A 21,672-nucleotide genomic window follows, 5' to 3' on the forward strand; every position below is an offset into this window, starting at 1 on the left:
CCTTGCCTGTCGCTTGCTGTCGGATGCGAGATTGTCGCGGGATAGCTGGGAGGGGCAAGGAAAACTTGCGTCAAGAGGCCGCGCGGCGGCCGATCTCGGCGATGACACCGCGCAAGAGCGGACGCGCCGGCTCGAACTGGCCATTGCGTAGGAACGCGATCGTCTGCCGGATCGATGTCGGATGCACCAAGAGGCCCATATGCGAGGCCTTCACCGTCGTGTAGTCCGTCATCTCAGCAAGCTTGCAGCTCTCGACCGACACGCGGCCGTCATTGGGCCATGGCAGCACGAACAGCGCCGCGATCGGGTCGAGAAAGCGGTTCCCGGCGATGACGCCGATCTCGTAATCGGGCGGCGGCAGCGATGTGAGCGTGATGTGCTTGGTGGTCACCAGTTGCAGGCCGGCGGGACCGAAATAAGCGCGATAGAGCCCGACATTCTGTAGCCGGTCCGCGAGCTCGCTGCCGCCATTGGGCGTGCCCAGCATGACGACGCGGCCAAGCCGCGACGGCCGATGATGCGCGATCATAACCCGCGCCAGCAGCCCACCCATCGAATGGGTCACGAAGTGGATCGGGCCGTCGATTCCTGTCGCAAAGGCGGCAATGGCCGGATGGATATCCTCGGCGAGACGCTCGAGCGGCTTCTTGCGGCTCTCATAGTCGAGGTTCAGCGTGGCAAATCCCGCGCGCTGCAGCCGCCGCTCCAGCGGGCGCAGCATCAATGAGCGGCCGGCGATGCCATGCAGCAGGACGACCCCCGCGTCGCGGGGGCCATGCTGTTGGCGAGATCGGCGCAGCGATGCCATCACGCCACTTCCCGCTCCTCCGCCTCGCGCTCCGGAGCGGCCTGAGCAGTCTCCTTGGCAGCCTCCTCGGCAATCGCCTTGGCACCGACATAATCCGTCTTGCCGGAACCGAGCAGCGGGATCTTGTCGACCACCATCACGACTGCCGGCACCGCGAGTTCCGGCGCGCCCTGCGCCTTGGCCTGACGCTGCATCGCCGCGCGCTCGGCATCCTTCTGCGTCGTGATCAGCACGATCCGCTCGCCCTTGCGCTGATCGGGGATCGACACCGCGACGGACGCGGCCTGCGGCCACAACGTCGTGGCGATCTGCTCGACCACCGTCAGCGAGACCATCTCGCCGGCGATCTTGGCGAAGCGCTTGGCGCGCCCCTTGATCGTGATGAAGCCCTGCGGGTCGATGGTAACGATGTCGCCGGTGTCGTGCCAGCCCTCCGGCAGCGCCTCGAGCACGCCGGGATTCTCGGCCCTGACATAGCCGAGCATGACGTTGGGCCCGCGGACGGAGAGCCGGCCGCCCTCCTCGATGCCCGGCACCTTGTCGAGCCGATACTCCATCAGCGGCGACAGGCGGCCGACGGTACCGACACGGTTGGCCATCGGCGTGTTCATCGCCAGAACCGGCGCGGTCTCGGTGACGCCATAGCCTTCGAGCACGCGGATGCCATAGCGCTCCATGTAGACCTGCCGTGTCCGGTCCTTGACCGGCTCGGCGCCGGCGATGACCAGTCGAAGCGTGCGGAAATCATAGGCATGGGCCGAACGCGCGTAGCCGGTGAGGAAGGTGTCAGTGCCGAACAAAATGGTAGCGCCGGTCTGGTAGATCAACTCCGGCACGATCCGGTAGTGCAGCGGCGACGGGTACATATAGATCGGAATACCCGCCAACATGGGCATCATCATGCCGCCGGTAAGGCCGAAGGAGTGAAACACCGGCAGAACGTTGAACACGAGATCGTTGGCATTGGCGTCGACCCGGGCCAGCGCCTGAGCGGCGTTGGCCAGGATGTTGCGGTGGGACAGCACGACGCCCTTGGGCGTGCCCTCCGAACCGGAGGTGAACAGGATCACGGCCGGGTGATCGGCGTTGCGGGGCACGCGGGGCTTGGTGCCAGCCATGATGCCCTTGATCTTGTCGGCGAGGCCGACCGAGGCCTTGACGTCCTCGAGATAGACCAAGCGCACCTGCCCCTCGATCGCGGCAATCAGCTTGTCGAGCTTGCCCTTCTCGATGAAGGCCCGTGAGGTCAGCACCGTCGTGACCTGCGCCGCCTTCATCGCTGCCAGCACGTTCACCGGGCCGGCGGAGAAGTTCAGCATCGCGGGCACGCGGCCGATCGACTGCAGCGCCATGAAGACGACGGCGACGCCGGCCGAGTTCGGCAGCAGCACGCCGATATTGTCGCCGACCATGGTGCCATGCTCGAGCTTGCGGCTGAGCACCTGCGCGCCGAGCAGCAGCTTGCGATAGGTCAGCCTGGTCCCGAGCGGATCCTCGATCATCACCTTGCCGGTGTCGTGGTCGCGATGGGCATGGGCCAGCGCCTCGAACAGCGTACGGTCGAGCATGGCGTTCTTGACCATCGCCTCGATCATGACGTCCTGCAACGCCGCTCCAGCCGCGTTGCGGCGGGTCTTGCCTTTGAGCGCCGCGTCAATGGTGAGCTTGACCGGCGGCAGGATGGTCACCGTCACCTTGGGAAACCACGAGCGCTTGATCTGACCGTCCTTGAGGTAGCTGAGATGCGAGCGCTGCGCGCCCTCGATGCGGACGGGCACGACCACGGCATCCGCCTTGTCGGCGATCATCGCGGTGCCGTCATACACCTTCATCAGCGAGCCGGACACCGTGATGCGGCCTTCCGGGAAGATCACCACCGGCTCCTGGCTGGCGACCAGCTTGATGAGGTCGCGCGCACCGAGCGGCTTGGTCGGATCGATCGTGATGTGGCGGACCAGCTTGAGGAAGACCTTCGCCCACCAGGCCTTGGAGATGCCGGTGTCGACGGCGAAGGTCGCGTCGATCGGCAGCACCGCATGCAGCAGCGGGCCATCGATCAGGCTGACATGGTTCGGCGCGATCAGCATGCGGGTGCCGGCCGACGGCAGGTTTTCCAGGCCGCGCACTTCGGTGCGGAACAGCGCGCGGAACAGCATGGCGCCGAAGTCCCGCACGCCTTCCTTGCCCCACTTGTTGAGCACGAACCAGACCGCCCCGAAGCTCGCCAGCCCGAGTCCGAAGAAGATCCAGGCGATCGAGACGCCTGCGGCCTGCAGGCCGGCCACAGCCAGCGAACCGACCACCATGAAGGCAGCCTGCAGGACATTGCCGGCGGCGATGATACGGGCTCTCTCATCCGGTTCCGACCAAGCCTGCACGGCTGCGAAGGCCGGAACAACGAACAGGCCGCCGCCGAAGGCGAACAAGGCAAAATCGATCAGCATGCGCGCGCCAGCCCAGGAGCCGATGAAGCCAAGCGGGGTGAGGCCTTTCGCGGTCTCTGTCGTGGCGATGGCCCAGGAGAGATCCAGTCCGAGCACGCCCATGAGGATGGCGCCGATCGGCACCAGTGCGAGGTTCGGCCTGACATGGCTGAGATGGGCAGCGAATAGCGAGCCGATCGCGATACCGATCGCGAAGATGGCGAGGCACAAGGTGACAACCCCCTCGGTCCCGCCAACGACATCCTTGACCAGCGCCGGCAGCAGCGACAGCACGACGGCGCCGACCAGCCAGAACCACGACACGATCACCATGCCGTCCCACAGCCGCGGCGCGGCATAGAGCGACTTCAAGAGGTGCGACGTCGAGGTCCAGGGATTGGCGGTGATCCGGAGATCCGGCGCCGACGGCGCGGTGTGCGGAATGCGCGAGGCCGACGCCCAGGAGATGACGGCAAGACCAATGACCGCGAGAGCGACCCATCCCATGTGGGAGGAGCCAGAGACCAGCTGGCCGCCAGCGATCGTGCCGATCAGAATGGCCATGAAGGTCGCGCCTTCGACCAACGCATTGCCGGTGGCGAGCTCGCCGACCGTCAGCTGGTCAGGCAGCATGGCGAATTTCACCGGTCCGAACAGTGCCGCGATGACGCCGAACATGCCCAGCGCGACAAACAGCAGCGGGATCGAATGCAGGAAGAAGCCAAGCGCGGCAAACCCGGCGGCGAAGATCTCTGCGAACTTCAACCTGCGCGCCACGACTCCCTTGACGTATCTGTCGGCCAACTGGCCACCGAGCCCGGACAGGATGAAGAAGGGGAAGATGAAGACCGCTCCAGCCACCGTCACCAGCGCATCCCCATGCGCTGCGACCGCGCCGTAGAGCAGCATGATGACCAGCGCGTTCTTCAGGACGTTGTCGTTCAGCGCCGAGGCGAACTGCGCCCAGAACAGCGGAGCAAACCGGCGCGACGACATTAGCTGCTTGATCATGGTCGTTTCCTGTGTGCTGCGGACGCTTTGCCGCAAGGATCGCGAAAACTGTTGAATCTTGGTGCTGAAATAGAGGCTCGTCCGGAACGCGTGCCGCCTCACGCGCGCCGCCTTTCCGGTCTGCGTCGTCGACCGCAACGCACCGAGCCTCGCGACAGCAGCGCCATCGTGTCGGCCAGCGTGAAGGACGACCACAAGAGCGCCACAAGCCCTGCTGCGAAGCCCCCGCGCAGCTGCCAATCGAGCGGCAACGCAACGATGCCGCCGCCGACCAGCACAAACGATATCGCGAAGGTCATGTGCAAAAAGCTTATCCGGATGAAGGTCAGCTGCACGGAGGAAACCGGACGTAAGGACATGGTGACCGCTTCGTTGCGTATGAGCAGCAGATTTGAGCTGTGATCAGCTCAGTTCGCTCAGGTAGTCGAAGCAGCCGAACAGGCCGCCGCGGCGAAGCCAGCCCCGTCCGCGCCCGGCGGCACGAAAGAGCTGATAACCCGCCAGTCGCCGCGCTCGTCGCGCCGCCAGCAGACCGGCGACGTCGCAGGCATTGGCGATGCGTTCGACGCGAGACGCTACGAGGTGAGACGCGGCTCGGGCCAAACCGTTCAGCAGAGCCTGAGATGGAACGGAAAAAAGTCGCGGACCGCCATAGCTGAGCACCTGCATGGAATGACCTCCAAGTTTGAGCGACGCTCAAACCATAGCGGATTTATGAGCGACGCTCAAGAAAATCTTGCAGGACAGGACAATTTGGTAAAGAAGATGTTCTCGGCAGCCGCGCCCGCCCGCCGGGCCGACTCCTAAGCCTCTGACTTATAATATTATTCTGAGATTTCTTGGGGCGACCGCGTTCACCCAATCGATTTTCGCATCCAGACCTTGTTGTCATGGAAGGCTGCACCGCCGATCGGCGCGACGGTGTCTGCTCCCGTGAGCGAGTTTATGCCACGACCACCGGGATGGGCCCGATTGGGATGAATGGATTCGGCGATGAGCACCCCGCGCCGAACGCCTTCGAACAGCCGGGCGATCAGCGACGTCTGCCCGCGGTCATTTCCGAGTGTGACGAGATCGCCATCCGCAATGCCAATCGGGGCGGCATCGAGCGGATGGATCATCACCGACGGCGCCCCTTCCCTCGCTTGCGAGGAGGGCGTCTCGTTGAAGGAGGTGTTGAGGAACGAGCGCGCGGGACTCGTTGCGAGTCGGAACGGATGTTGCTGATCCACGTCCTCGGTGACCGCCCAATGATCCGGCAGCGAAGGCATGCGTTCAGGATTGCCCATGACGCGCCCGAACGGCGGATGGACCCAATCGGCCTTGAAGTGGAATTTGCCGTCCTTGTGCGCAAATCCGTCGAGATAATGCGACGTGCGGAAGTCAGGCTGCAGGTCGCGCCAGATATCAGCCTCGAGAGCGGCGATGTCGCCGTGGCCACTCTTCTTCAACGTGGCATCGATCAATTCGCGCGGCGTCATCTCGAAGCCGGGATGAATCGCCCCCAATCGACGCGCCAAGGCCTGCAGCACTTCGTGATTGGAGCGACATTCGCCGGGCGGATCAATCAGCTTCGGTCCGACCGAAATATGCTGGTGGCCTCCGCCATAATACAGATCGTCATGCTCCATGAACATCGTTGCGGGCAGCACGATGTCGGCCATCTGCGCCGTTTCAGTCATGAACTGCTCATGCACCGCGACAAACAGATCCGCGCGCGCAAAACCCTGACGAACCAAGTCCTGTTCCGGAGCAACCGTCATGGGATTGGTATTCTGAATCAGCATCGCCTTGACAGGCGGGCCATCACCTAATGCCTCCCGGTCTCCGACCAGGATGCGCCCGATCTGCGATTGGTCGAGAAGCCGGGTGGCGTGATCGATGGCGTCATGACCCTCGATGATCGACTCGTCGAAGCGCCACAGCGCAGCATTGTTGAAGAAAGCTCCGCCTCCTTCATATTGCCAGGCGCCCGTCACGGCCGGAATGCAGGAGGCCGCATGCATCTGCGTTGCACCGTTCCTGCTGCGGGTGAAGCCATAGCCAAGCCGAAAGAAGGTCCGCTTGGTTTCACCGACAAGCTTCGCGAAGGCCTCGATCTCGGCCACCGGAACACCGCAGATTTGCGATGCCCATTCCGGCGTCCGCGCCTTCAGATGCGCCTCGAGCTCGTCCGGACAATCGGTGTATTTCGCCATATAGGCGCGATCGGCATGCCCATCACGCAACAGCACATGCATCACGCCGCAGGCGAACGCACCATCAGTGCCGGGACGCAGGATGATCTTGATGTCAGCCTGCTTCATCGTCTCGTTGTCGTAGATGTCGACCGCGGCAATCTTGGCGCCCCGCTCCTTTCGGGCGCGCGCGGCGTGAGTCATGACATTAACCTGGGTGTTGACGGGATTCGTTCCCCAAATCACGATGAGATCCGAAAGAGCCATCTCGCGGGGATCGACGCCGGCAATCTTGCCGGTGCCGATTGCGAAACCGACGCGGGCCACATTGGCGCAGATCGTCGAGTAGAACCTCGAGTACTTTTTCACATGCGTGAGACGGTTGAGGCCGTCGCGCATCACGAGACCCATCGTACCCGCGTAATAATAGGGCCAGACCGACTGCGAGCCGAATTCGCGCTCGGCCTGCAGAAACTTCTCGGCGATCTCGCCGAGTGCCTCGTCCCAGCCAATGCGGGCGAACTTGCCAGCGCCTTTCGGTCCAACCCGTCGCATCGGGTGAAGCAGACGATCCGGATGATGAATGCGCTCGGCATATCGTGCGACCTTCGCGCAAACCACGCCGGCCGTGTAGGTCTGCCGTTTTGAACCACGAACGCGTCCGATGGTTCTGCCGTCGATGACCTCGACGTCAAGCGCACAGGCTGACGGACAATCGTGCGGACATGTGGAGTGGCGGATATCGATGCGTGTCTGCTGGTTCATCCTCGACTCGTAACATCAAACGAGCCGACCGCCGAGAGCGTTCGCGACGCATTCTCAACAACAAAATCAAGGCATCCGAATTCTGGAGAGGAAGGAACCGGGTGAGTTCGTCCGATTGATCGACGAACGCAGCCGTTCGACCGCGGGCGTCGCCGGAACTCGGTCACGGTCCGTGGAGTGCCGTGATTATCGGATCGACAGAAGCGAGGGGATTCCGCCAGCCCCGCATCGCACCATAACGATGCTTCGGGCAACCGGCATTTGCTGTTGCCAAAGCAGATTCATATACTAATATATCAGTTGAGGAAACGTAGATGCCGAGTCGTGCTCCAAGGAAATTGGCTCCCGCGCCACGTCCAGTCGTCGCCCGCATGCGCCGCAATGGTCGGCCGCGGGGCGCAACAGCCGCTTCGCGCATCTATGCCGATCTGAGGGCCGAGCTCGTGTCGCTGGTCCGTCGACCAGGTGAGCCGATCTCGGAGGCGCAGATCGCGACCGCCTACGGCGTCAGCCGAACGCCGGTGCGTGAAGCCATCCTGAAGCTCTCGGATGAGGGGCTGGTGGAGATATTTCCCCAGTCGGGCATTTTCGTTTCGCGCATTCCTGTCGCGGCGCTTCCCGAGACCATCATCATCCGCAAGTCCCTTGAGGAAACCACGGCCCGGATGGCCGCCGAGCACGCGACCTCCAGCCAGCTCCTGAACCTGCACGCGACGCTCGAACGCCAGCGCGAGGCCTGCGCTGCGAAGGACCGAGAAGCCTTTCATCAAGCGGACGAGATGTTTCATGCGGGGATCGCTGAGGTTGCGGGCTATCCTGGAATATGGAAGCTGATCCTGCAAGTGAAGGTTCATGTCGATCGGTATCGACGCCTGACCCTGCCTCAGATCGGACGGATGGCGGAGGTCATCGCCGAACATGAACCGATTCTGGAGGGGATCGAGCGGCGCGATCCGGAACGAGCCCGCGCCGCCATGGCCAGTCATTTGGAACGACTGCTCGACGACATCTCTGAAATTCAGAATCTCAATCCAGATTATTTCGATCAGCCGACATAGCCACATGCCGCGGCATCCAACTGCGGCTTAGCGATCAGGCCAAAGTCCGTGGGAGGACGCCATGAAAAGACGCAATTTCGTAAAACTAACAGCCGGTCTCGCCGGGACAGTCGCGCTTCTGCCATTCTCGGCCGCGCACGCCCAGTCGAAGGCGGTGTTCAAGGCCTCCGACGTTCAGCCCCCCGGCTATCCGACGGTTGCGGCTACCGAAAATCTCGGCAAGAAGCTCGCAGCCGCCACCAATGGCCGGCTGACACTTCAGATGTACCCCTCCGCACAACTCGGCGGCGAGAAGGAGACCATCGAACAGACCCAGATCGGCGCAATTCAGATGCTGCGCGTCAGCGCCGGCGCATTGGGGCCGATCGTCGATGAGGTCAACGTCGTCAACATGCCGTTCTTGTTCAAGAGCATCGAACACTCCGAGAAGATGATGGACGGCCCGATCGGACAAGATCTGCTCGACCGCATCAGCGCCAATCCGGGCGCAAATCTGGTTGCACTTTGTTGGATGAACTCCGGTGCACGCAGCATCTACAACACAAAAAAGCCGATCAGAACGGTCGAGGACATCAAAGGTCTGAAGATCCGGGTGATCGGAAACCCGATCTTCATCGATATGATGAACGCGCTCGGCGGCAACGGTGTCGCGATGGGCTATGATCAGGTCTTCAGCGCGTTGCAAACAGGCGTGATCGACGGTGCCGAGAACAATCCTCCGAGTTACGTTTTCAGCAACCATTATACCGCGGCCAAGTATTACTCGTTGACGCAGCATCTGGTCATTCCAGAAGTTCTTGTTTTCTCGAAGCGCGCCTGGACGAACCTTTCGACTGACGACCAGGCTCTGATCAGGAAGTTCGCGCGCGAGGCTCAACTGGAAGAGCGCGAGCTTTGGAAGGCCTATGAGCGCGAGGCCATGGAGAAAGCCAAGGCAGCCGGCGGCGAGATCATCGAGATCGCCGACAAGACGCCGTTCCAGAAGGCCGTCAAACCGGTCTGGGACAAATATGGCCCGAAGTATCAAGACATGATCAAGCGCATTCAAGAGATCGCGTAACGCACAGAGCAATCGGTTCGGACAATCAGGAGGTTACCATGGCCGGGCTCTATCGCTGTGCGATGGATGCGCTGTATCTCGCCTGCGTAATCGTAGGCGTCACCGCGCTCGTGCTGATCTCAGCCGTCATTCCCTGGGCGGTTTTCACCCGCTACGTGCTGAACAGCGCCGCCTCCTGGCCCGAACCGATGGCCGTTCTGCTGACGATTCTCTTGACGTTCATTGGCGCGGCGGCTGGGTACCGGCTGAATCTTCACATGAACCTGGCCTACTTTGCCAACCAGACGCCGCCCCCTGTGAGACGAGCACTCGATATACTCGTGCAATTGCTGATGGCCGTCATCGCGATCTTCATGATCGTCTGGGGCACGAGGCTGGTCGAGGTCACGTGGAACAACACGATCGGGGATTTCCCTTTCCTCTCGGTCGGTGTCACCTACCTGCCCATCCCGGTCGGTGGCTGCTGCTTGCTCCTGTTTATCATCGAACGGCTGTTCATCGGCGCACCGCCCGCCCCCATTCCTCATCACGACACCGAATCGTTCGAGTAAGCCGGCCAGCCGAGGCAGACCGATGGACATCTTCATTCTGCTTGCCACAATGCTGGCGTGCTTCCTGATCGGGATGCCCATCGCTTACTCGCTGGCGATGGCCGCAATCGCTGGCGCTCTCTCCGTCGGCATTCCGCTCGAAGCGGTGATGCTCAAGATTTCGGATGGAGTGAGCAAGGTCGCGATGCTGACCATTCCGTTCTTCGTACTGGCGGGCGCCATCATGGCGGAGGGCGGCATGGCCAAACGGCTGGTGGCTTTCGCTGACGTCCTGGTCGGTCTCACTCGCCTGCGCGGCGGTCTATCGATCGTGAATGTGCTGGCAACGACGTTTCTAAGTGGCATCTCTGACTCGGCGGTCGCCGATACCTCGGCGATCGGCTCGGTCATGATCCCGCAGATGGAGGCCAACGGCTATCCGCGCGTGTTCGCAACTAATCTGACCATCAGTTCCTCCGTTCAGGCGCTGCTTGTCCCGCCGAGCCACAACGCCGTGCTGTATTCCCTGGCGACCGGCGGCACGATTTCAATCAGCGCCTTGTTCATGGCCGGTGTATTCCCCGGCCTGTTGCTCGGCTTTTCGCTCATCATGCTTTGTATCGTGATCGCCTATCGCGAACGTCATCCGCAAGGTCAGACGGTCCCAGCCAAGGATGCGGTCAAGATCACCATCGATGCAGCGTGGGGCCTCATTACGCTCGTGATCATTCTCGGCGGGATCCTCGGCGGCATCTTCACCGCGATCGAAGCCGGCGCCGTCGCCTGCATCTGGGCCTTCTTCGTCACGATGTTCATCTACCGCGACTATCGCTGGCGCGACCTGCCCGCGCTGCTACACCGAACGTTCCGCACCGTAGCAATGATGATGACCTTGATCGCGTGCGCGTCTGCAGTCGGCTATATCATGGCGCTGACGCAGATGCCCGCGAAGATGACGCAGTTCTTCCTGTCGATATCGAGCAACAAATACGTCATCTTGCTGCTGATCAACGTGCTGTTGCTGCTGCTCGGAACGCTGGTCGATATGGCGCCGTCGATCCTTATCGCGACGCCGATCCTTCTTCCCGTGATGCAGAATTTTGGCGTCGATCCGGTTCATTTCGGCATGATCATGCTGCTGAATCTGGGCATCGGCCTTTGCCATCCGCCGGTTGGGGCGATCCTTTTCGTCGGCTGTGCCGTCGGCAGGGTGTCGATCGAGCAGGTCATGCGCAAGATATGGCCGTTTTATGCGGTCATGTTCGGCGTGCTGATGGCGGTAACGTACATCCCTGAGATCTCGCTGTGGCTGCCACGACATATCCTGCGCTGACGCTCTCGCGCCCCGCCGCGGCGTTCGCGACGGTCAAACAAACAACAGGGGAGAACCGGACGTGAAGCTGCCGCGAATAAGGCTGATCAGCGGGGGGACCTACTGGTCATCATCCTGACCGGCCTCGGCCAATCCTCGCAGCGGCTCGGGATTGAGAAGCACGATCGCGCCGTGCTCAAGTCGGACCCAATCCCGCGCCGCCCAAGAACGCAACTGCTTGTTGATGCTCTCGCGGGTCATGCCGACCATCTCGCTGATTTCCTGCTGAGTGATCGCAATGGTGCGGCTGGAGGGATCCAACTTCCGCTTCTCGGTCAGGCCAAGCAGAGCGCTGGCGAGACGCCTGGGAAGATCCTGCAGGATGACCTGCTCCACCTGATCGCTCGTCCAGCGCAACCGGTCGCAGAGCAGTTCGATGAACTTCATTGCGAGCACCGGCTGCTGCTTGACGAATGGCAGGAATTCACGGCGATCGATGACCAGGATCTCGCAATTGGTGCTCGCAGTTGCGTCTGCGGTTCGTTCCCCGCCGTCGAGCACGGCGACTTCGCCGAAGATCTCACCCGGGCCGATCAAATTCAGGATCGCATTGCGTCCATCCGGGGACGACACGCTGATTTTGACGGTGCCGCTGATCACGGCATACAAGCTCGATCCGGGATCACCTTTCGAGAAAATGGTCGCGCCACGCTTGAGCGAGGTTGGCTTGGCGTAGCGGCAGAGCTGGTCGAGCGCGTCGGGCTCGAGTTCGCGAAAGATCGGATGCTGTCGAAGGACCGACAGCTTACCGCCTCCGGCTGCTCGGCCGCTCGCCTTTTTCTCCTCAGTCACACCGCATCTCCCAGGCGTCTCATCCGGCTGACCAAAGGAGATGTCGAAAGCCGCCGACCGTGCCCTTTGACGTCAAAGGACCACGGACGCGCCCAGCAAAGACGATCCCTCGGCCTCGCGACCGCCCATCTCTCAATTCCGCTCCGTTTCGGAATACGGCAGATCGGGACTTTGTCCAAGAGAATGCGTCAAAGATCAATGCGAGGCCTGACCGCCAGCGCCGGCGCATTTCGGCTGACCGAGAGCTCAGCAGAGATCATACTGCACCGCAGCAAATCTCGTCACCCACGGTCCAGCCAAAGGTCTGAACGGGCAGCTTGGAGGATCTGCGATGTCGGCTTCAGGCTCGGGTTCGAGTCTGCGAATCAGCCCAGAGCAGGACGCCCGCAAACGCGACGAAAACCGCCACCACCGCAAAGCTCACCATCATGGCATCGAACGGCATGTCTCTCCCCCTTTTTTGAGTTTGAGACATTGTTTCTCAATCGCACCCCGGCAGTCTTTGACTCAGATCAATGCAAAGCGGATCATTCGCGGAGCGGCAAAGATGTCAGGCAGCCGCTAGCGCCTCGGCACGCGCCGAATCCCGGAGCGATACGCCTCCGGGTAGTATGGTGATGATTCCATCCCGCTCGAGTTTCGTGAACGTCCGGCTGACTGTTTCGATCGTAAGCCCAAGATAGTCGGCAATGTCCTGCCGGCTCATTGGTAGCGGCACAATGTTGGATGGCCCTCGGAGGTCGACCAGCCGGTCCCGCCAGCTCACGAGGAAGGTGGCAACCTTTTCTTCAGCGGAACGGCGACCCAGCAAGACCATGTGGTCCCGCGCCTGGTTGAGCTCCTGCACAGCCAGTTCGTTCATCCGGCGGAGAAGGTTTGGCTTGTCGTGCGCAAAGCGACCAAACGGCAACTTGGCGAACTGACAGACCGTAACCGGACCGATGGCATCGGCTGAAAACCCATGTCGCTCCTCGGTCGTCATGCCCACGAAATCGCCAGGCAGTACAAACCCGACGATCTGTCTCCGACCGTCAGGCAGAAGCTTATAGAGCCTCATGACGCCGTCGAGCAGGTTGTAGAAACAGGACGTAATATCCTCTTGCGAGAAAACAGTCTCGCACGACGCGAAGTGGGAACGCCGACTGAGCTGTTCGAACTCGCGCATCTCGAACTGATCCAGCGATGCGCACACGCTAAATCCGCGTACAGCACATTCAGAGCAGCCCTGCCCGTGGAAATCGACTGCAACCAGAGACGTCTTCATACGGGGCTCCGCTGGGCCAAGCGCAAGGACAATTGCCGCATTCTAACGGATGCCCATAGTTCCGATTGATTCAAATCAAATGACGGGAGGATCCCGTCCCTATCGTGGCGGAAAATGCCTGATGCCATGGACGTGATGCATGCGGTGGTTTGTTCTCTGCGCTTTACTTCTGCCTCTCTCGTGGACACATCCGTCGAACGCAGCGTCCAGGCCGGAACAGCGGGGACGGGCTTACGCCAAGGCCCATTGCGCGCGGTGCCATGCCATCGGCACGACCGGGGAAAGCCCGTTCAAGCCGGCGCCTCCGTTCCGAACGCTGCACCTGCGCTATCCGATCGAAACGCTCGGCGAGGCTCTCGCCGAAGGCATCGTCACCGGGCACCCCGCGATGCCACAATTCGAACTTGCACCGACGCAGATCAACGATCTGCTGTCGTATCTGAAGACGCTGGAATAGGTTCTTAGCCAGAGGCGAGATCTACAGCGCCTGGACGGTCCACGTCAGGAGCGACTTGGCAACTCGGCCAAATGCCTGGTCGAAGGCAGTGACTGCAATCGCAGGATCGAGGCGATCAACAGGTTGGCTTTCGTCAAACAGCCGCGAAGCGATGATTTTTCCGCTCTTGTCGACAAGGCGAGCCGACAGCCCGATCTCCACGACCGCTGTCGGATCCGTATTGATCCGGAAGCGGCGGACATCCACAAGCAATTGGACATCAGGCTGTCCGAGATCCGCTGTCCGCAGCGGAGCGTGGGCAATGTCATAATTCTCAAACGCGTCGATCAGGCGAGCCTGCAGCAGTTTCGGGATGCTGTCTGCCCATAGGGCGTCACCAAATCCCGGATAATCCTTCGCCGGCGAGAACAATATCCGCTGCGTCTGCAGCATCGCCACGGCCGTCGGCTCTGGGATGGCGAGTTGTCCCTTGATGGTCTTGGCGATCGGGCCGAAATCGCGCGGCGCTCGAAGGTCATAGGTCACCTTCTGTGCCGGAGCGCCACCACCGGTCATCTTCTCGAGTCCAGAAACGATACTGTCCAACTTGCCGGTGTTCCGCGCCAGCCCGTCTGAGAATGTCCGGAGATTGGCAATCGTGTCCTTGAGCGGCCCGGCATTCTCGGCAAGGACAGCGTCGACGCGCCGCAAGGCGTCACGCGCCGCCTGCGTCATGCTTTGTCCGGCGCCGGGCTCTGCGATCAAGATCGAGACCGGCCCTGATGTCGCAGTTGACGAGCCACCTTCCAGTGCGATGACCGGCACCCCCGTCAGCCCCTGGAATTCCAGACCCACCTTCGTGTCGGACCGCACCGGCACGCTCGTCGCAACCGAAATCGTCGCATTGACCCGACGTGGATTGTCCGGCGCCAGGACCAGGTCGGTCACTTCGCCAACACGAATTCCGTTGAAAAGAACGGCAGCCCCGACCAGAAGACCGGGAACTGAACCCTCGAACTGCACGTGATAGCTTGTGCGTGGCCCAAGTCCTCCCGTGTTGTTGAGCCAGTACACAAAACCAAAGATCGCGACGATCGCCGCCAGCACGAAGCCGCCGATTACAGCGAATGGCGCACGCGTTTCCATCTTCAACTCACTTTCGGTTGCAGCATCTGGGATCGCTTACCGTGAAAGTAGGCTTTGACCCAGGGATGTTCTGATCGAAGCAGATCGCTCATCGGACCGATCGCAACGATCTTGCCGTCCGCCAGGGCCGCGACACGGTCGCAGACCGAATTGAGGCTGGCCAGATCATGCGTCACCATGAACACGGTCAGCCCCAGCGTCTGCTGGAGAGTCTTGATCAGCGCATCGAAATCACCAGCTGAGATCGGATCGAGGCCAGAGGTCGGCTCATCGAGAAACACGATCGCAGGGTCGAGTGCGAGAGCCCGCGCCAGCGCGGCCCGCTTGGTCATTCCGCCCGACAACTCAGCGGGAAACTTGTCGCCGTCCTCGGCGCGCAGGCCGACCATCTCGAGCTTGGCGATGGCGATCTCGTCCATCAGAGTCTGCGACATCTGCAGGTTTTCGCGCAGCGGAAACTGGACATTCTGCTTGACCGTCAGCGATGAAAACAGCGCGCCCTGCTGAAACAGGATTCCCCACCGCGTCGCCGCATTCTGTGTGGCGCGCTCTGCCGCGCCGCCGAGCGGCACCCCCATCACCTCGATGCTGCCGCTGCGCCGTGGAATGAGGCCAATGATCGTGCGCATCAGGACCGATTTCCCGCCGCCCGACGCCCCGACGAGCCCCAGAATTTCACCACGGCGAACATTCAAGGACAATTCGTTCAGAACGATTTGTCGACCGAACCCGACGACAAGATTGGTGACGCGGATCGCGCTCGTCTCTTGCAGATGTTCCATTGCTACAACCCAATGGACGCAAAGAACACGGCGAACAATCCATCGAGGACGATGACCAGAAATATGGATTTCACCACGGATGTCGTCGTTTGTTGACCTAGCGATTCAGCACTGCCCTTGACTCGCAGGCCCTCGCTGCAGGCGACAATGCCGATGACGAGAGCCATGAACGGCGCCTTCCACATCCCGACCTCGAAATGCGTGACGGAGACCGCGTCATGCAGGCGAGCGATGAAGATGGCCGGTCCCATGCCACCGTAAAGCTGGGCGACCAAGCCTCCGCCATAGAGCGCAGCCATTGAGCCAATGAAGGCCAGGATGGGCAGGGTCAAAATCAATGCCACGATACGCGGCAGTATCAGGACCTCCACCGGATCAAGCCCCATCGTCACCAGAGCATCGATCTCCTCGCGCATCTTCATCGATCCGAGCTCTGCGGTGTAAGCACTACCTGATCGCCCCGCCACCATGATGGCCACGATCAGGACGCCGAGTTCGCGCAGCACGAGAATTCCAACCATGTCGACGACATAGGATTCTGCGCCGAAGCGACGAAAATGAAAGATCCCCTGCTGTGCAATAATAGCGCCGATCAGAAAGGTGATCAGCACCACGATCGGAATGGCCTGCCAGCCGATACGGTACATCTGATAGACAAGCGAGGTCACGCGCAGCGACCGCGGCCGCGCCAGCGTCCGGACCAAAGCCAATGACAACGCCGCCAGCATGTCGAGGAACACCGTGACGTCCCGCGCAGCCCCGAGCGTCGAACGACCGAGATCCGTGAGCTTGGCCACTATCGGGTTCTGCCGCGGTGGCGGCGCAATATCGCGCCGGTTGACCTGCCGGACCTCCTCGACGAGACCTACGTAATTCTCGGCAACCCCGGTCATCTCGACAAGGCGGCCGCCGGCGGCAGCACTCCGGCTGAGCTTTTCCAGTAGCCAGACGCCGACCGTATCGATCTCGCTGACGGCACCAAGATCGAGCTTCACGGCCTTGGCGTTGCCGACTTTGCCGCTCGCAGACCTCGTCAGGTTCTCGAGTTCGGTCACGTTGAGGGACACCCAGGATCCGCTGGGACGAAGCTCGAGCAGTTCTCCGGTCGCCTCGGCGGCCAATCCTGGATGGGCGCGCAACTCGATATCTCCTTCACTCGGCAGGCCCAGGGTACCCCCGTTCCTTAGATCTCACCAATCAGCCGCGCTTGATCTGCGTCAACCCCGTCTGACGGCATCGATTGAGCGAAATCAAGCCCCCTGCCGCCTCCCGTTTTACAGTTAATCCAACCATAGGACAAAGCATGGCTGACGCATCCACCAGACATGAGCTGGCGGCACTAACCCGCGAACTTCGCGAGCTATTGAGCCAAATCGAGAATAAGGACTCCGGCCAGTCCCGGCGCGCCTCAATGATGGCGCCGATCGCTGCAATGAGCGCCGCTCTGGGCAGAGATCTTGGCGATGCTGAGCTTCGTGTCGAACAGCTGATCCGCAGCCGTCCCGTCACGGCCGCCGTGTCGGCCTTCGCGATCGGCATCGCTGTCGGCCTGCTATTGAGGAGAACGTAAGTGGATACAGAGAATGTCGCCAAACACCTTCGTCTTCTCTGGCGCACCGACCGGGTGATCGCCGATATCAGGCTTCGACACCTGCTCGTCGGCTTCGGGCTGCGAGCCCTCGCAGCACTGATTGCCTGCTTCGGCCTCTTGATGTTCGAATTGGCGGCTTATCTTGCATTGGTCCAGATCACGTCTGCGGTCGTCGCAGCCGCGGTTCTCGGCACCTGCAACGTCGTTCTTGCGGCACTCCTGCTGATGCTGGCCGGCCGGGAGCCCGCGGGCCGCGAATTGGAGCTCGCCAACGAGATGCATGCCTCGTCGATGGACGCGCTGCAAGCGGAGGCGAGATCGCTGCAATCCTACCTGTCGGGCCTCATCAACCATCCGCTCAACAGCTTGGTTCCGCTGCTGATCATCCCCTTGGCCACGATGATCATCAAGACACTCCGCTCGCACGACGTCTCCGAGACCGAAGCCACGAGCCCATCCGCCGACACGCCTCCCAGCTGAATCGGCCTTCGCAGCAAGAGTTTATGCCTACAGCCTGAGCTTGACGTTGCAGAGGTCACGCTCGGTCGGGTCCGTCTTGACCTCGAACCCGAGATTGCGACACATCTCCAGCATGACGATATTCTCCTGCAGGACATCGCCAGAGATCATCTTGAGATCTTCCGCCTTGGCGTATTCGATGATCAGCTGCATCAAGGCCCAGCCGAGTCCTCTGCCCTTGAGATCCGAACGCAGCAGAATGGCATACTCACCGCTTTCGTAGACCGAATCGGAATGAATTCTCACCACGCCGACGAGCTCATTGGTCGTTTCGTCCAGAGCAACAAAGGCCATTGCCCGTGAGTAGTCGAGCTGCGTCAAACGCGCGATGAACTCATGGGTGAACTCCTTCATGGGCGCGAAGAAGCGAAGGCGGAGATCCTCCGCGGTGACATGCTTGAGGAATTCATGAATGGTCGGCTCGTCCTCGGGTCTGATCGGACGCGCAAAGATGCGCCAGCCGTCTTTCACCTGGAGGTGCCGCTCCCACTGACTCGGGTATGGGCGAACGGCAAAGTTCGATGGCCCTGAGCCCTTGAATTTCGGCGGCACCCGTCCGACAGCAACGCGCGCATCGACCGCCAGGACCCCGCTCTCGTCTGCCAACAACGGGTTGATATCGAGTTCGCGAATCTCGGGAACATCCGCCGCGAGCTGCGCCAGCTTGACGAGGACCAGCGCGACGGCGTCCGGCTTGACGGCCGGAACATCACGATAAGCGCGCAGCAATCGCGAGACGCGCGTGCGCTCGATCAAGTTGCGGGCAAGATGGAGATCCAGCGGAGGAAGACCGAGCGCCTTGTCGTTGATGATCTCGACTGCAGTGCCGCCCCGGCCAAACACGATCACGGTCCCGAAGGTCGGATCGTCGGCGATGCCCATGATCAGCTCCCGTGCCTTGGCACGCACGACCATGGCTTGCACGATCACTCCGGAAATGCGTGCATCTGGGCGAACAGCCTTCGCACGGGCCATGATCTCAATTGCCGCGTTACGGACCGCCTCGGCGGTGGTCAGATTGAGGACGACACCTCCGACATCAGATTTGTGGACGATGTCGCGCGACAGAATCTTGAGCACGACAGTCGCGCCCTGCGCAAACAGCTGGTTGGCATAAGCGACCGCTTCGTCAACCGTCGACGCCGCATAGGTCGGCACCATCGCGATGTCATAGGCCTCCAGAAGTCGGCTGATTTCCACGGGATCAAGCCAGCTCCGCCCGTCGGCGAGGGCTGTCTCGACAATGTTGCGGGCGGCCTCGACATTGGGCGAAAAAGAACTCGGCATCGCCGGGGGCACCGCGGCCAGCGACTCGACCACCTCCCGATGGCGTACAAGGTGCATGAAGCCCCGAACGGCGTCGTCCTCCGTGGGATAGTTCGGAATTCCTGCACCGCTCAAGGTCTCGATGACTTGCTGCTCCGCGCCGACCCAAGCGGCAAGGACCGGCTTGGCCCAACGCCTGTGCTGCTTACGGTAGGCATTGACGAATTCCGTGACGGCAATTGCTATGTCGCTTGCTGACGCAATCGCCGTCTGAACGTTCATCACAAGGACCGCGTCATTGGCTTGGTCCGCGAGCAGCGCCTCAAGCGAGGTCGTATAACGGGCCGCGTCTGCGTCTCCGACAATGTCGACCGGGTTCGACGCAGACCAGGTTGGCGGAAGGACGGCCTGCAGCCTGTCACGAACCGCTGGCGACAGGGTTGCTGGAACTCCTCCGAGCTCGACCAGCCGATCCACCGCGAGCACACCAATTCCGCCACCATTGGTGAGAATTGCGAGCCTTTTACCCGTCGGCGACTCGACCCGCCCCAACGTCTCCGCACAGTCGAACAGTTCGCGGAGATCCGACACACGCAGCACGCCGGCGCGGCGAAACGCCGCGTCATAGACCGCATCGGCCCCCGCCAGCGCTCCCGTATGTGTTGCGGCAGCTCTTGCGCCAACCGCACCACGGCCGGACTTCACGACGACAACCGGCTTGACCCGGGCCGCCCCGCGCGCCGCCGACATGAACTTCCGAGCATCCTTGACAGCTTCGATGTACAGCAGGATCGCTCGGGTTCCACCGTCAAGCGCGAAATGATCGAGAAGATCGGCGAGATCGACGTCCAGCTGGTCGCCAATCGAGACAATTCCCGAAAATCCGACGCCGCGTTGCGCAGCCCAATCCACCATTCCTGCGGCAATGGCGCCGGATTGGGAAATCAGGGCCAAGCTGCCCGCCACTGGCATATGCGCCGAGAAGCTGGCGTTGAGCTTGATTGCGGGCATCATGATGCCGAGGCAGTTCGGTCCGATCAGGCGCATGCCGTAGCGCTGTGCTGCCTTTTCGGCCTGGTCGGCGAGCGAGCCCGGACCATGACCAAGCCCCGACGTGATGATCAGCGCGCCAGCCGCTCCCAAAGCGCCGGCACCATCGATCAGGTCAGGAATCGACGGGGGCGGCGTGGTGATCACCACAAGTTCAGGAACGAATGGCAGCTCGCCAAGGCTGCCGACGGACCCGATCCCGGCGATGTCACGGTATCGGGAATTGACCAGACCGAGCTTGCCCTCGAACCCTGCCTTCATGATGTTGTCGAGAATAGCCCTCCCGACAGAGTTCGGCCGCGGGCTTCCGCCCACCAGAGCGATGGAGCGTGGCAACAGCAGGTTCCGCAGGCGATAGGTCGACATTTCGATATCCAATAAGGAGGCGACGAGAGCCGTTCGTAGCCACGTCCGTCTCACCAATCGGCATCTTAGTTTCAATCCGCCGCCGGTCTAGCGTGACTTATGATCCCAGACGGGGAATGAACGTGACGCTGCTCAAGCCCCATGCTCGACGGCGACTTGATAAGCGACCCAAGCCGCTTAGAACCTTGACAGACATCAAGCCGTGGCGAGTTGTCTTGGCTTATGGGTCGAAGACAAATTGGTCCAGGAGGCGCAAGGTGCACGCGATGGTGCTGCAATCGCCTGGAGCCCCTCTCCGGCATGAATGTCTGTCGGATCCCGAGCCGGGTCTCGGAGAAATTCGCGTCCGTGTCAGCGCCTGCGGAGTCTGCCGAACCGACCTGCATCTCTGCGATGGCGAGCTCCCCAGCATTCCTTATCCGATCATTCCCGGGCACGAGATTGTTGGTCGCGTTGACCGAATCGGTCGTGGGGTGACAAACCACCGGTTGGGCGAGCGGGTCGGAATTCCGTGGCTGGGGCATACCTGCGGCCGCTGCCCCTTCTGCAGCCGCGGAATGGAAAATCTCTGCGACGAGCCTTCTTTCACCGGCTATACGCGCAATGGCGGTTATGCGACCCACGCCATCGCCGACGCAAATTATGCCTTTCCGCTCGATGGACTGGGCGATGACGTCGCGACCGCGCCCCTGCTGTGCGCCGGTCTCATCGGCTGGCGGTCACTGGTCATGGCGGGTGACGCAGAACGGCTCGGAATCTACGGGTTTGGAGCTGCGGGTCACATCATTGCCCAGGTCGCCCGCTGGCAGGGTCGCCAGATCTATGCCTTCACCCGCGAACATGACCGGCCCGCACAAGATCTGGCCCGCCAACTTGGCGCAGTATGGGCTGCAGGTGCAGACCAGCGTCCAGACGTCGATCTGGACGCTGCCATCATCTACGCCCCTGCCGGCGAGCTCGTTCCGGCCGCTTTGCGGGCTGTCCGCAAAGGCGGCCGGGTTGTCTGCGCCGGCATTCATATGAGCGACATTCCGAGCTTCCCTTATTCGCTTCTGTGGGGAGAACGCCGGGTGATGTCCGTCGCCAATCTGACGCGGCAGGATGGTGTCGATTTTCTACGGGTGGCCCAGGAGGCTGACATCCGCACGCATACGACGGCCTACTCCTTGTCCGAAGCAAACACTGTTCTGGCCCGCTTGAGGCAGGGCGACATCGTGGGTGCGGCCGTCCTCGTCCCGGACTTTTGAATCGAATTC

Annotated in this window: 19 protein-coding genes; 8 read left to right on the forward strand and 11 right to left on the reverse strand. The window is 61.5% G+C overall.

Annotated features, from left to right (window positions below):
• Positions 1-70 precede the first annotated feature (70 nt).
• From BBTA_RS26815 to BBTA_RS26835, 5 genes are all read right to left on the reverse strand, one after another.
• Positions 71-808 carry a triacylglycerol lipase gene (locus BBTA_RS26815; protein ID WP_012045648.1) on the reverse strand — a complete coding sequence of 246 codons (738 nt, stop codon included), beginning with the start codon at positions 806-808 and terminating at the stop codon, positions 71-73.
• On the reverse strand, positions 808-4,242 hold the full coding sequence (locus BBTA_RS26820) for an acyl-[ACP]--phospholipid O-acyltransferase (RefSeq protein ID WP_012045649.1): 3,435 nt from the start codon (positions 4,240-4,242) through the stop codon (positions 808-810). The genes BBTA_RS26815 and BBTA_RS26820 overlap by 1 nt, the downstream gene beginning before the upstream one ends.
• A 98-nt stretch (positions 4,243-4,340) precedes the next feature.
• Positions 4,341-4,577 (reverse strand): YiaA/YiaB family inner membrane protein, encoded by a 237-nt coding sequence (locus tag BBTA_RS26825; protein ID WP_244424133.1) that lies wholly within the window; start codon positions 4,575-4,577, stop codon positions 4,341-4,343.
• 67 nt (positions 4,578-4,644) lie between these two features.
• Positions 4,645-4,911, reverse strand: a complete 267-nt coding sequence (locus BBTA_RS26830; protein WP_041750916.1) for a hypothetical protein — start codon at positions 4,909-4,911, stop codon at positions 4,645-4,647.
• A gap of 185 nt (positions 4,912-5,096) precedes the next feature.
• A complete protein-coding gene (locus BBTA_RS26835) occupies positions 5,097-7,184 on the reverse strand; it encodes a molybdopterin oxidoreductase family protein (protein WP_012045651.1) in 2,088 nt (695 codons plus the stop codon).
• Between the two features lie 371 nt (positions 7,185-7,555).
• Here BBTA_RS26835 and BBTA_RS26840 point away from each other — a divergent pair, with 371 nt between their 5' ends.
• The 4 genes from BBTA_RS26840 (at position 7,556) to BBTA_RS26855 (ending at position 11,165) form a co-directional block, all read left to right on the forward strand.
• A complete protein-coding gene (locus BBTA_RS26840; RefSeq protein WP_012045652.1) occupies positions 7,556-8,242 on the forward strand; it encodes a GntR family transcriptional regulator in 687 nt (228 codons plus the stop codon).
• Positions 8,243-8,303: 61 nt separating this feature from the next.
• Positions 8,304-9,302, forward strand: coding sequence for a TRAP transporter substrate-binding protein (locus BBTA_RS26845; RefSeq protein WP_012045653.1), 999 nt, complete (start codon positions 8,304-8,306; stop codon positions 9,300-9,302).
• A 38-nt stretch (positions 9,303-9,340) separates the two neighbouring features.
• Positions 9,341-9,853, forward strand: a complete 513-nt coding sequence (locus tag BBTA_RS26850) for a TRAP transporter small permease (protein ID WP_012045654.1) — start codon at positions 9,341-9,343, stop codon at positions 9,851-9,853.
• A 22-nt stretch (positions 9,854-9,875) separates the two neighbouring features.
• On the forward strand, positions 9,876-11,165 hold the full coding sequence (locus tag BBTA_RS26855) for a TRAP transporter large permease (RefSeq protein ID WP_012045655.1): 1,290 nt from the start codon (positions 9,876-9,878) through the stop codon (positions 11,163-11,165).
• Positions 11,166-11,264: 99 nt separating this feature from the next.
• Here the strand turns inward: BBTA_RS26855 and BBTA_RS26860 are convergent, their stop codons facing one another.
• Both BBTA_RS26860 and BBTA_RS26865 read right to left on the reverse strand, forming a co-directional pair.
• Positions 11,265-11,996: a Crp/Fnr family transcriptional regulator gene (locus BBTA_RS26860; protein WP_012045656.1), complete on the reverse strand. Its 732-nt coding sequence runs from the start codon at positions 11,994-11,996 to the stop codon at positions 11,265-11,267.
• 550 nt (positions 11,997-12,546) lie between these two features.
• Positions 12,547-13,260 (reverse strand): helix-turn-helix domain-containing protein, encoded by a 714-nt coding sequence (locus tag BBTA_RS26865; RefSeq protein WP_012045657.1) that lies wholly within the window; start codon positions 13,258-13,260, stop codon positions 12,547-12,549.
• 139 nt (positions 13,261-13,399) lie between these two features.
• Between BBTA_RS26865 and BBTA_RS26870 the strand changes: the two genes are divergently transcribed.
• Positions 13,400-13,717: a cytochrome c gene (locus BBTA_RS26870; protein WP_012045658.1), complete on the forward strand. Its 318-nt coding sequence runs from the start codon at positions 13,400-13,402 to the stop codon at positions 13,715-13,717.
• A gap of 21 nt (positions 13,718-13,738) precedes the next feature.
• Here the strand turns inward: BBTA_RS26870 and BBTA_RS26875 are convergent, their stop codons facing one another.
• Genes BBTA_RS26875 through BBTA_RS26885 form a run of 3 tightly spaced genes read right to left on the reverse strand, consistent with a single transcriptional unit; the run spans position 13,739 to position 16,763 of the window.
• Positions 13,739-14,842 (reverse strand): MlaD family protein, encoded by a 1,104-nt coding sequence (locus BBTA_RS26875; protein WP_012045659.1) that lies wholly within the window; start codon positions 14,840-14,842, stop codon positions 13,739-13,741.
• A gap of 2 nt (positions 14,843-14,844) precedes the next feature.
• On the reverse strand, positions 14,845-15,624 hold the full coding sequence (locus BBTA_RS26880) for an ABC transporter ATP-binding protein (protein WP_012045660.1): 780 nt from the start codon (positions 15,622-15,624) through the stop codon (positions 14,845-14,847).
• A gap of 2 nt (positions 15,625-15,626) precedes the next feature.
• Positions 15,627-16,763 carry an ABC transporter permease gene (locus tag BBTA_RS26885; RefSeq protein ID WP_012045661.1) on the reverse strand — a complete coding sequence of 379 codons (1,137 nt, stop codon included), beginning with the start codon at positions 16,761-16,763 and terminating at the stop codon, positions 15,627-15,629.
• Between the two features lie 164 nt (positions 16,764-16,927).
• Here BBTA_RS26885 and BBTA_RS26890 point away from each other — a divergent pair, with 164 nt between their 5' ends.
• Together BBTA_RS26890 and BBTA_RS26895 are read left to right on the forward strand one after the other, a co-directional pair.
• Positions 16,928-17,194 carry a hypothetical protein gene (locus BBTA_RS26890; RefSeq protein WP_012045662.1) on the forward strand — a complete coding sequence of 89 codons (267 nt, stop codon included), beginning with the start codon at positions 16,928-16,930 and terminating at the stop codon, positions 17,192-17,194.
• On the forward strand, positions 17,195-17,695 hold the full coding sequence (locus BBTA_RS26895; protein ID WP_012045663.1) for a hypothetical protein: 501 nt from the start codon (positions 17,195-17,197) through the stop codon (positions 17,693-17,695).
• 27 nt (positions 17,696-17,722) lie between these two features.
• Here BBTA_RS26895 and BBTA_RS26900 read toward each other — a convergent pair whose 3' ends face one another.
• Positions 17,723-20,416 carry a bifunctional acetate--CoA ligase family protein/GNAT family N-acetyltransferase gene (locus tag BBTA_RS26900; RefSeq protein WP_012045664.1) on the reverse strand — a complete coding sequence of 898 codons (2,694 nt, stop codon included), beginning with the start codon at positions 20,414-20,416 and terminating at the stop codon, positions 17,723-17,725.
• A 257-nt stretch (positions 20,417-20,673) separates the two neighbouring features.
• Here BBTA_RS26900 and BBTA_RS26905 point away from each other — a divergent pair, with 257 nt between their 5' ends.
• On the forward strand, positions 20,674-21,663 hold the full coding sequence (locus tag BBTA_RS26905) for a zinc-dependent alcohol dehydrogenase family protein (protein WP_012045665.1): 990 nt from the start codon (positions 20,674-20,676) through the stop codon (positions 21,661-21,663).
• Positions 21,664-21,672 lie beyond the last annotated feature (9 nt).

The organism is Bradyrhizobium sp. BTAi1 (assembly GCF_000015165.1).
Taxonomy (GTDB): Bacteria; Pseudomonadota; Alphaproteobacteria; order Rhizobiales; family Xanthobacteraceae; genus Bradyrhizobium; species Bradyrhizobium denitrificans.

Coding starts and splice junctions, on each gene's coding strand:
- BBTA_RS26815 (WP_012045648.1), bottom strand. CDS start 808: ATGGCATCGCTGCGCCGATCTCGCCAACAGCATGGCCCCCGCGACGCG.
- BBTA_RS26820 (WP_012045649.1), bottom strand. CDS start 4,242: ATGATCAAGCAGCTAATGTCGTCGCGCCGGTTTGCTCCGCTGTTCTGG.
- BBTA_RS26830 (WP_041750916.1), bottom strand. CDS start 4,911: ATGCAGGTGCTCAGCTATGGCGGTCCGCGACTTTTTTCCGTTCCATCT.
- BBTA_RS26835 (WP_012045651.1), bottom strand. CDS start 7,184: ATGAACCAGCAGACACGCATCGATATCCGCCACTCCACATGTCCGCAC.
- BBTA_RS26840 (WP_012045652.1), top strand. CDS start 7,556: ATGCGCCGCAATGGTCGGCCGCGGGGCGCAACAGCCGCTTCGCGCATC.
- BBTA_RS26845 (WP_012045653.1), top strand. CDS start 8,304: ATGAAAAGACGCAATTTCGTAAAACTAACAGCCGGTCTCGCCGGGACA.
- BBTA_RS26850 (WP_012045654.1), top strand. CDS start 9,341: ATGGCCGGGCTCTATCGCTGTGCGATGGATGCGCTGTATCTCGCCTGC.
- BBTA_RS26855 (WP_012045655.1), top strand. CDS start 9,876: ATGGACATCTTCATTCTGCTTGCCACAATGCTGGCGTGCTTCCTGATC.
- BBTA_RS26865 (WP_012045657.1), bottom strand. CDS start 13,260: ATGAAGACGTCTCTGGTTGCAGTCGATTTCCACGGGCAGGGCTGCTCT.
- BBTA_RS26870 (WP_012045658.1), top strand. CDS start 13,400: ATGCGGTGGTTTGTTCTCTGCGCTTTACTTCTGCCTCTCTCGTGGACA.
- BBTA_RS26875 (WP_012045659.1), bottom strand. CDS start 14,842: ATGGAAACGCGTGCGCCATTCGCTGTAATCGGCGGCTTCGTGCTGGCG.
- BBTA_RS26880 (WP_012045660.1), bottom strand. CDS start 15,624: ATGGAACATCTGCAAGAGACGAGCGCGATCCGCGTCACCAATCTTGTC.
- BBTA_RS26890 (WP_012045662.1), top strand. CDS start 16,928: ATGGCTGACGCATCCACCAGACATGAGCTGGCGGCACTAACCCGCGAA.
- BBTA_RS26900 (WP_012045664.1), bottom strand. CDS start 20,416: ATGTCGACCTATCGCCTGCGGAACCTGCTGTTGCCACGCTCCATCGCT.